The organism is Thomasclavelia sp. (genome assembly GCF_017889095.1).
GTDB lineage: Bacteria > Bacillota_I > Bacilli_A > Erysipelotrichales > Coprobacillaceae > Thomasclavelia.
Genome location: NZ_JAGHEW010000368.1, coordinates 1 through 7,795, shown reverse-complemented (window position 1 = coordinate 7,795; position 7,795 = coordinate 1). Strand labels below are relative to the sequence as shown.

General features: G+C 30.9%; 21 protein-coding genes. All 21 read left to right on the top strand.

All coding sequences use genetic code 11. The annotated features are described in order from the left end of the window. Window positions 1–124 precede the first annotated feature (124 nt). The 21 genes from J7M77_RS15555 (at window position 125) to J7M77_RS15455 (ending at window position 7,657) form a co-directional block, all read left to right on the top strand. Window positions 125–556, top strand: coding sequence for a Cas9 inhibitor AcrIIA9 family protein (locus J7M77_RS15555; protein ID WP_296880223.1), 432 nt, complete (start codon window positions 125–127; stop codon window positions 554–556). Continuing rightward, window positions 556–1,959, top strand: a complete 1,404-nt coding sequence (locus J7M77_RS15550; RefSeq protein ID WP_296880220.1) for a PcfJ domain-containing protein — start codon at window positions 556–558, stop codon at window positions 1,957–1,959. The genes J7M77_RS15555 and J7M77_RS15550 overlap by 1 nt, the downstream gene beginning before the upstream one ends. Window position 1,960: 1 nt before the next feature. Next, a complete protein-coding gene (locus J7M77_RS15545; RefSeq protein WP_296880218.1) occupies window positions 1,961–2,155 on the top strand; it encodes a hypothetical protein in 195 nt (64 codons plus the stop codon). Between the two features lie 7 nt (window positions 2,156–2,162). Then, complete coding sequence (locus J7M77_RS15540) at window positions 2,163–2,342, top strand: hypothetical protein (protein WP_296880216.1); 180 nt, start codon at window positions 2,163–2,165, stop codon at window positions 2,340–2,342. A gap of 14 nt (window positions 2,343–2,356) precedes the next feature. After that, window positions 2,357–2,506: a hypothetical protein gene (locus tag J7M77_RS15535; RefSeq protein WP_296880215.1), complete on the top strand. Its 150-nt coding sequence runs from the start codon at window positions 2,357–2,359 to the stop codon at window positions 2,504–2,506. Between the two features lie 11 nt (window positions 2,507–2,517). Beyond that, window positions 2,518–2,781: a DUF3850 domain-containing protein gene (locus tag J7M77_RS15530; RefSeq protein WP_296880213.1), complete on the top strand. Its 264-nt coding sequence runs from the start codon at window positions 2,518–2,520 to the stop codon at window positions 2,779–2,781. A gap of 13 nt (window positions 2,782–2,794) precedes the next feature. Further along, window positions 2,795–3,007: a hypothetical protein gene (locus J7M77_RS15525; protein ID WP_296880211.1), complete on the top strand. Its 213-nt coding sequence runs from the start codon at window positions 2,795–2,797 to the stop codon at window positions 3,005–3,007. After that, on the top strand, window positions 3,004–3,168 hold the full coding sequence (locus J7M77_RS15520) for a hypothetical protein (protein ID WP_296880210.1): 165 nt from the start codon (window positions 3,004–3,006) through the stop codon (window positions 3,166–3,168). The genes J7M77_RS15525 and J7M77_RS15520 overlap by 4 nt, the downstream gene beginning before the upstream one ends. Beyond that, a complete protein-coding gene (locus tag J7M77_RS15515) occupies window positions 3,165–3,335 on the top strand; it encodes a hypothetical protein (protein WP_296880207.1) in 171 nt (56 codons plus the stop codon). Before J7M77_RS15520 ends, J7M77_RS15515 begins: the two co-directional genes overlap by 4 nt. 10 nt (window positions 3,336–3,345) lie before the next feature. Further along, the gene (locus J7M77_RS15510; protein ID WP_296880205.1) at window positions 3,346–3,543 is read left to right on the top strand and encodes a hypothetical protein; all 198 of its coding nucleotides are present in this window, start codon (window positions 3,346–3,348) and stop codon (window positions 3,541–3,543) included. A 34-nt stretch (window positions 3,544–3,577) separates the two neighbouring features. Then, on the top strand, window positions 3,578–3,772 hold the full coding sequence (locus J7M77_RS15505; protein WP_296880203.1) for a hypothetical protein: 195 nt from the start codon (window positions 3,578–3,580) through the stop codon (window positions 3,770–3,772). 371 nt (window positions 3,773–4,143) lie between these two features. Continuing rightward, on the top strand, window positions 4,144–4,335 hold the full coding sequence (locus J7M77_RS15500; RefSeq protein ID WP_296880202.1) for a hypothetical protein: 192 nt from the start codon (window positions 4,144–4,146) through the stop codon (window positions 4,333–4,335). Next, window positions 4,316–4,543: a hypothetical protein gene (locus tag J7M77_RS15495; protein ID WP_296880200.1), complete on the top strand. Its 228-nt coding sequence runs from the start codon at window positions 4,316–4,318 to the stop codon at window positions 4,541–4,543. Before J7M77_RS15500 ends, J7M77_RS15495 begins: the two co-directional genes overlap by 20 nt. After that, on the top strand, window positions 4,531–5,070 hold the full coding sequence (locus J7M77_RS15490) for a hypothetical protein (RefSeq protein ID WP_296880198.1): 540 nt from the start codon (window positions 4,531–4,533) through the stop codon (window positions 5,068–5,070). The genes J7M77_RS15495 and J7M77_RS15490 overlap by 13 nt, the downstream gene beginning before the upstream one ends. A gap of 168 nt (window positions 5,071–5,238) precedes the next feature. Continuing rightward, complete coding sequence (locus tag J7M77_RS15485; protein WP_296880195.1) at window positions 5,239–5,469, top strand: hypothetical protein; 231 nt, start codon at window positions 5,239–5,241, stop codon at window positions 5,467–5,469. Window positions 5,470–5,473: 4 nt separating this feature from the next. Beyond that, the gene (locus J7M77_RS15480; RefSeq protein ID WP_296880193.1) at window positions 5,474–5,698 is read left to right on the top strand and encodes a hypothetical protein; all 225 of its coding nucleotides are present in this window, start codon (window positions 5,474–5,476) and stop codon (window positions 5,696–5,698) included. Beyond that, the gene (locus tag J7M77_RS15475; protein ID WP_296880190.1) at window positions 5,682–5,912 is read left to right on the top strand and encodes a hypothetical protein; all 231 of its coding nucleotides are present in this window, start codon (window positions 5,682–5,684) and stop codon (window positions 5,910–5,912) included. Before J7M77_RS15480 ends, J7M77_RS15475 begins: the two co-directional genes overlap by 17 nt. Before the next feature lie 232 nt (window positions 5,913–6,144). Beyond that, on the top strand, window positions 6,145–6,366 hold the full coding sequence (locus J7M77_RS15470; protein WP_296880188.1) for a hypothetical protein: 222 nt from the start codon (window positions 6,145–6,147) through the stop codon (window positions 6,364–6,366). A gap of 74 nt (window positions 6,367–6,440) precedes the next feature. Further along, a complete protein-coding gene (locus tag J7M77_RS15465) occupies window positions 6,441–6,641 on the top strand; it encodes a hypothetical protein (RefSeq protein WP_296880186.1) in 201 nt (66 codons plus the stop codon). Further along, window positions 6,634–7,065 carry a hypothetical protein gene (locus tag J7M77_RS15460; RefSeq protein WP_296880185.1) on the top strand — a complete coding sequence of 144 codons (432 nt, stop codon included), beginning with the start codon at window positions 6,634–6,636 and terminating at the stop codon, window positions 7,063–7,065. Before J7M77_RS15465 ends, J7M77_RS15460 begins: the two co-directional genes overlap by 8 nt. A gap of 265 nt (window positions 7,066–7,330) precedes the next feature. Then, a complete protein-coding gene (locus J7M77_RS15455) occupies window positions 7,331–7,657 on the top strand; it encodes a hypothetical protein (protein WP_296880183.1) in 327 nt (108 codons plus the stop codon). The last annotated feature ends 138 nt before the right edge of the window (window positions 7,658–7,795 follow it).

Below are 7,795 nucleotides of genomic sequence, written 5' to 3'. Positions count from 1 at the left end.
TAGCAGAACTTGCCGATATTATGGGACATTCAAGCATAGATACAACACGTATTTATACTAGAACAACCGCCAAAATGAAAAGAAAGAAACTTGAAAAAATGAAATATTAAAGGAGCTTACAAAAATGAAACTGAAAAAAGAAATGGTTAAGTATAAATCTGGTTCAATTGAAAAAGAAATTGGTCAGTATTTGCTTGAACGTTCAAAAGAGGATTTGACTTTAGCAAAAAATCTCGAAAAAGAAAATAAGAGTCTAAAAGAATGTACCGATTATATAAAAGGGGAATTTTATATAAAAGCAACAAACGGAGTTTATTTTGGGATAGATAATAATGAGCTGTTTCAAATGGCGGTTCATTATTATCAGGAAGATAACATTAAAATGAATAAACTGCCTGGTGGTGTACAGGTAAGAACCAATGTAATTAATGATGTTATTGAAACAGAAAAAAAGAAAAACGAACATAAAGAACTTGACAAAGAAACGGAAACTAAACGTAAGCGTAAATCAAAAAAGAGTAAAGATGTAGCAGAAGGGCAGATGAGTTTATTTTAATGAAAAACAGTTTAGAAAACAAATTACTGGAAGAACTGAAAACACATGAGTTTAGAAAATACTCGGAAAATTATTTTAAAAAGTATTTTGCAACCAGTAAGGAAATAGGAAATTCAAAAAGAAAAAGAGTTATAACTTCGAAAGTAATTAATATATACAGCAGTTACAAAAAAAGACTTTTATGTAGAAGTTTTTATATAGCAGAAGGTTTTGAAAATAAAAAATTTTATCGGCATATATATGAGATCAAACGCCAGCTTGCAGGAATGGAATACATATTGACAAATCGTATTTACGCCGGAATGGGAGGAATTAGAATTTTAACAGGCGACTGGTGCAGATATTATTTTTTCTACAGTGCTGTAGTAACTGATGATGAAATTCTATGGGAAGAACGCAATGTTGATACCTATGTATTATATACTGGTAGCAGATATAAGGTGATTGAACATAATGATTACAGACCCTTTTTAAATAATTCTATCCATAGATATTGTGCTTATGAATACACAGACTATTTAGTAGAAGAAATATTTATATATTTAAAAAAATATGATAAATACCCGCGACAGATTGAAATGTTGGCAAAGGCTGGGCTAAATCATTTAATCAGAAATACAAGCGGAATACGTTTTTCTAAATCGTTTCCTGATTTTTTAGGTGTTGAAAAAAGGGATATAAAATATCTTAAATATTTGGAGTTGCCGCTAATTGAGTTTCGTAAAAATTTAGACTGGATAAGAAAATACAGTATCACTGATAAATATGAGTATATGATGTATAAGCTGCTGTTTGAAAATAATATAAAAACATCAGAAAAGTTAATTTCATATTTAAAAAATCAGTTATTAAAGATAAAGGAAGATTTATACAGCCAGATAGGTTGCCATAATAACTATAGCATTTTAGATGTTACAAACTTATATTTGGATTATATAGGAATGTGCAAAAAAATGGCAGTTATATGTAATTCATCAAACAAATATCCTGCTTATTTAAAAAAAGCGCATGATGAACTTGCTAAAAAAATAAAGATAGCTGATATAGAAATAAAAAACAGGCAGATATTAGTTAATTCAAAAAAATACGATAAATATATTTATTTTTTTAATGACTATTTAATAGTACCTTGCAGATCAGTCGATGAGTTAAATGAAGAGTCTCGAATATTAAATCATTGCGTTAAAACTTATGCAGACAGAGTTGCTCAAAATAAAACTGAAATATTTTTTATTCGTAAAAAGATTGAACCGAATACACCTTATACAACTCTTGAACTTAAAAATAGAGAAATTATTCAATGCTATTGCAAAAACAATAATATTCCTGATGATGATATAAAAACATTTGTAAAAAGTTGGGCAAATAAAAATAAATTTAAATTAAACTGTTGGGGTGGATAATATGCTGGATAAATATAATAGTACCGATTTATATGTAATGAGTGAATTAAAAGAAGCACATGAACAGATTAGGATTTTTAAAGATGATATGTTTAAAGCAGCGCAGGAAATTAGAAGTCTTAGGGTTCAGGTAGCAAATCAAAATCAATATATCATTGAATTAGAAGAAAAATTAGGGATTAAAGGGGATGTTTAAAGAAAAAATGAGCAGACCAAAAAAACACTATTTGCTGCTGGATATTAACGATATTACGTTGGTATGCGGTTCTCTGTATAGTGATGAACTTATAAAAATATTAAAGATAAAGCATAACTATCTTTCAAGCTGGCTAACATTTAGCGGCATTCTTGAAGGTAAATATTATGTTGTTGAAGATGAATAGGGGAGGTTTTAAAAATGTCGGAAGAATGGAAGAAAGAACTGCTTGTTAAGTATTTTGTAGCAACTTTTAATTTATCCGAAAGTGAAGCATTAAAGTTTATAGAAGATAATTTTAATGAAATAACTTTAGATGAAAAAGAAGTTAAAAGAATAATAATGTTTTAGGAGGTGAAAAAATGAAGGTACATAATTTAAAAATAGAGCCAAAGTATTTTTATGATGTAATAGCAGGTGTTAAAAAATTTGAAGTAAGAAAAAATGACCGCGATTTTAAGGTCGGCGACTATGTTTTTTTGGAGGAATACGATCATAAGGGGTATACGGGTAAATTTGTTAATGCAGAGATCATTTATATCTTAGATGATCAGGAATATATAAAAGATGATTATGTTGTACTCGGCATTGAATTAAGAATTGAAAAAGGCGCCCAGACGCTTTAAGGAAGGTACAGGCATGAGTGAAAAATATGAAAAAATGGTTAAGGAGGCGCAGGGGAAAAGAATAAGCAGATCTAAGGCAATCCGGCTTAAATGCCTGGACTGCTGCGCGTTTTCGCCTGGCGAAGTCAGGGAGTGCAAAAGTATTGACTGCCCGTTATGGCGCTATCGTATGGGCAGAGAAGAAAAAGACAGATTATATTATGAAACTGGAAGTGTAGAAAAATGAAGCAGTATTATGTATTGTTGGCAAAGCTGTTTAAGTTATGTGAGATACCGGAAGAATATCCGGAAGCACCGGTACTGATAGATGTAGATAAAATTAGTGTTTTTCTGGAAGAGGAATTTATTAAGGCGGGATTATTGGAAAGCGAGGACAGCAGACAGTGAAAGCAGTAGTGATTTATCAGGACGGAAAAAAGCAGGAATATATAAATGTGGAAGCTGTTAACAAAGCAAAAAATTATATTTATATAACCTCAAGGAGTGATGATGAATTAAGTAATACAAGAATTCCAGGAAGTGCAGTTAAAGAAATAAAGATGAAAGGATTATAGGATAACAGGCATGAAAGTATTAATAAATTATAAGGAAGAAACACGATTAGATGATGAAGAATTAGAAAATGTAAAAAACATTAATATTTATGATCAGGAAATTGATTTTATATATAACAACAGTATAACACAATGTGAAAAAGGTATTGAAATTATGAAAACAGTACCTAGAGAACTGATAAACAGCTATTGGGTATGTGAAATTTAGCGCTAAAAAGCGACAGGAAGGATATTAATAAATAATGAGAGTAATAATTTCATTAAATAATGATGAAAAAGAAGAAATAGACAATGTAGATGAAATAGACGGGTTAAACTGGGAAAATTCGTATATACCTATAGAAAGTGAAAGAATAGAAATATATAGCAGATCATGGGAGGCTAAAAGAGTATTGCCAAAGTCATTAATAAAAGAATTAAAAATATATGATTTATAATATCAGAAAGGAATTAGCAGACAATGAATGTAAGAATTGTATTTAAAAAGAACAGGCATATAACACAGCAGGAATTTACAGATATTGAAGATATCAGGGTACATAAAAGTAATATTATAATTTATCACAAAGTGTTCGACGGTTGCCGAAAGTTGAATATAAAAGATTATACAGTTATTCCAAAAAAAAGAATAGCCATTGTTGAACTTGATTTTATGAAAAGAAATTAGGGCGTTAAAAAAGTATCAAAAGTTTTTGTGACAGTGAAACGGCTGAAAGCGTTGGTATATGCTGGGTTTGAAGGAAAAAGTTAAATCGAAATAATATAGAGTTATCTATACTGTTAAAACACAGTAAAGAGAGGTGAAAACATGGATAATTTAGAAGATATTAAAACATATTTAGATAACTGCATAAGAATATGGCGAAGAAAAAGAGATAAAGAAAAAAGTGAAATTGCTGTTTATTATATAGACTGTTTCCAGTCGGTCAGATGTTCTATTTTTGGGGAATGTTTACCGGCAGAAGAAAGGAAAGTGAAAGATGATGAAAATAACTGCTGAAGAATTTAACAGGCTGCTTAATCAGCAGAAAATAAGAGATGTAGCATACATAACTTACTGGGAGCTATCTCTTTTAGCGGGAATTGTAGAAAAAAGGGAAGATAAAAAGAAAATAAAAGAAGCTATCGACGTTATAAGAAGCATTGAAAATGAAGCGGTTAATAACATTAACAAGATGATTGGGTGTGATGAAGAATGGCAAAATTAGAATTGCTTCAACCGAAATTGACTAAAGAATTATGTACAGAAGCACTAAGAAGGATTAAAGAAGAAACAGACTGTATTGAACCTGATACATTTGTTCCAATTAGAGGTTTTATTAGAACAAATGTACTTGAAAATGAAATTAATATTCTATGGCAATTGATCAAACAACATTTTGATGATAATGGAAACGTAAGAGCAATTGCTAATATAGCTATTGATGAAGATAAAATGAAAGAATTTGTTGATGAAGCAGTTAAGGTTTTATTTAATCTATACCCATACAAATTTGAAGATTTGAAAGTTGGTATGTGGGTTTTTGATATGAAACCTGAATTTGAAGAATTTACATTTATTAAAATAGAAAAAATACTGTCAAAAAAAGAATGCGAATATTTGTATCATGATTCAGATAAAAAAGTATTTATAGATAACGTGACTAATCATGCAAGAGAATTTGAAGAAAACCGTTTCTTCCCATTAACAAAAGCTATGCAAATGAGGGGTAGCAACGGAGTAAGTGAGGGGTAGAAAATGATTAAAATAGGTGACAAGGTTATTTGTACAGTAAGCGGAGTTAAAGGAACAGTAATTAAGATATACAAGCCGACAGCGTGCGAGTATCAGATTATGGTAGAAACAAGCGATTATAGGAAATATCATGCACCCTATAATACGTGGGTAAAGGTAGGTTAGAAAATGTTTGCATACGCTATAAAGAATAAAAAAGATGGAAAATTTGTATTTGGTTTTGATTATCGAACAAATGCATTAAAACCACGAATGAGATATATTTCAAATGATGAAAACGGAAATTACAAAGTGCCTAAATTATTAAGCAAATTTGAAGCAGGATTAATTAATTCAAATAAAAGACTTCCTAAATATTGTGAACTGGTGAAAGTTGAAATCAAAGAAGTTAAGGAGTGAAAAAATGAATGAATACGAAGAAAGAGAGTTAAGAAATCTAGCAAATGCGCTATATGATGTCAGATATTCATTATGTTGTGATTATTGTACTAAAGAAAAATGTAAAACCGATAAAAGCGGCGGTGTTAGCAGAAAAAGCTGTATTGATTGCATAAAAGATTATTGGCGAGATGTTTTAAAGAAAAAGAAATCAAAAATTGAGGGGATAAAAGATGATAAAAACAGATGATTTAGATGAATTTGTAGCAATTAAAGTATTAAACAACTACTGTAAAAATCAAATGAGCTGCAACAACTGCGAATTATATCATAAAATTTGCAGCGCAATAGGTATTGATCTTGATAAATTGAAAATTAAATATGTACCGGGTTTAAACGCGACTGATATTGCCGGCGGTACAGTAACAGTCGACAAAACAGAAAGGACAGATAAGAAAAAATGAAAAGAATTATATTATTCCTGATCAGAAGGAAATTAGGAGTAAAAAAATGTGAGCTGTTTTATTTTAAAAATCAGAAGTCATATTTAGACCGTTATTATATATCGTCAAAGGAAATTATTAAAATTTCAGCAATCAGAAATCATGATTATTTTGTTAAAAGATCTAATATATCGGTTAACTGGATACTGTCCGGGGAAGGGAAAAAACACTTGAAAAAGGGAGGGTTTGGATTATGAGCGACGGACGCTATATATTAATACCGTTAGAAGAATATCAGGAATTAACGGCAGAAAAAAATAAAGCTACTGGCGATGTAATATATCTATGCGACCGTACAAAATGTGAAAACTGTCGTGATTTTTGCAGGCACACCGCAGACATTGCCCATGCTGTAAACTTTAAAAAAATAGGCGGTCTGCTGTATGAGGAAAAAGCGGAAAGGGATATAAAATGATTTTAGTTAAAATGATCCTTAATAAAGATATGCTTGTACCGGCTATGAAAGACCAGAGAGGACTTAAAAAGCTGGTGAAAATAAAAAAAGGCAGCATTTTCTTTTATGATCCGTTGTTTAAGTGCAGTGACAGGCGATATATGTATTTGAGCCGAAAAGTAACCCAGGACACCGAAACGTGGCGAACGTATGAAACAGTAATTAAAATTGCTGTTGAAGATATGGAAAGATATTTTAAAGTTATTAAAAATTCAGATGATTTAGAAAGTGAGTGAAAATATGATTGTGAAAATGGATATTTTAAACAGTAAAGATGATTTGAGAAAAATAATCGGTTTTTACGGAATAGATTATCAGGCAAATTTAGCTATGGAGGAATGCGCAGAACTGATCCAGGCAGTAAATAAAATGCTGCGGGTAAGAAAAAAAGCAGTAACAGAGCAGTATTTGCCTGAAAAGCATGGTACTAAAACAGAAATATGCAGATGTCTTGATAATTTAACAGAGGAAATTGCAGACGTTGAAATTATGATCATGCAGCTAAAGCTGATGTTTAATATTGATAATGAGGAATACCGTAAAATGATAGCAAAAAAAGCAGAAAGAGTTGTAAGACGGTATGAGGAAGATAGAGAAACTGAATTTAAGGCTAAAAATAGAATTGAATGGTTGATGAATGAATTTTTAAGAGAGGATTAAATGAGTGATGAAACAGGCGAAAAGACTAACATTAAAGATGAAAAAAATATTAAAGGATAATTCGATTGATCATGAAAAATATTTGTATATCAAGAACACTAACAAGCAGATAATGCTTGTGAATACAGAAACGGGGGTAATTATTTCTGTTTTTAAGTAAAACAGCTTTATTTACATAAAATGGCGTGTTGCTAAGACGCGCTACAGGCAAATTATTTTTAGTTCATATGAATAACTATATATACATGCATATTATGAGCGCGGTATGCAGGCACTGGAAATAATCGAAAATGTATTAAAAAACAGGTCGCCGTATGAAAAAGTGGCTTATTTGCTGTCTACTTATAAGGATTTAAAAAACGGGATCGCAATAAACGAAAATTACCGGGAGGTTTTAACCATAATAGATAAAGCCCTTGATCTGATTGAAGATGATGAATATATAAGCGTTATTAAATGCTTGTATATTGAGGGCTTGACGTATGAAAAAACAGCAGAAAAAACCGGAATGGATAAAAAAACAGTTTACCGGCAGCGGCGCCGGCTGATAAAACGGCTGGCAATAATAATTTACGGTGACAGGGCTTTATAAAAGCCCTTTTTTTATTATATAGGAATTTAGATTCGTTTAGGTGAAAATCAAAAGCACCCAGCCTGTACGTATATCATTACAGCCGGGTGTTTCTGTGAAACTGAAAAAGTGTTAGAAAATTACTGTTTTTTCCTAACC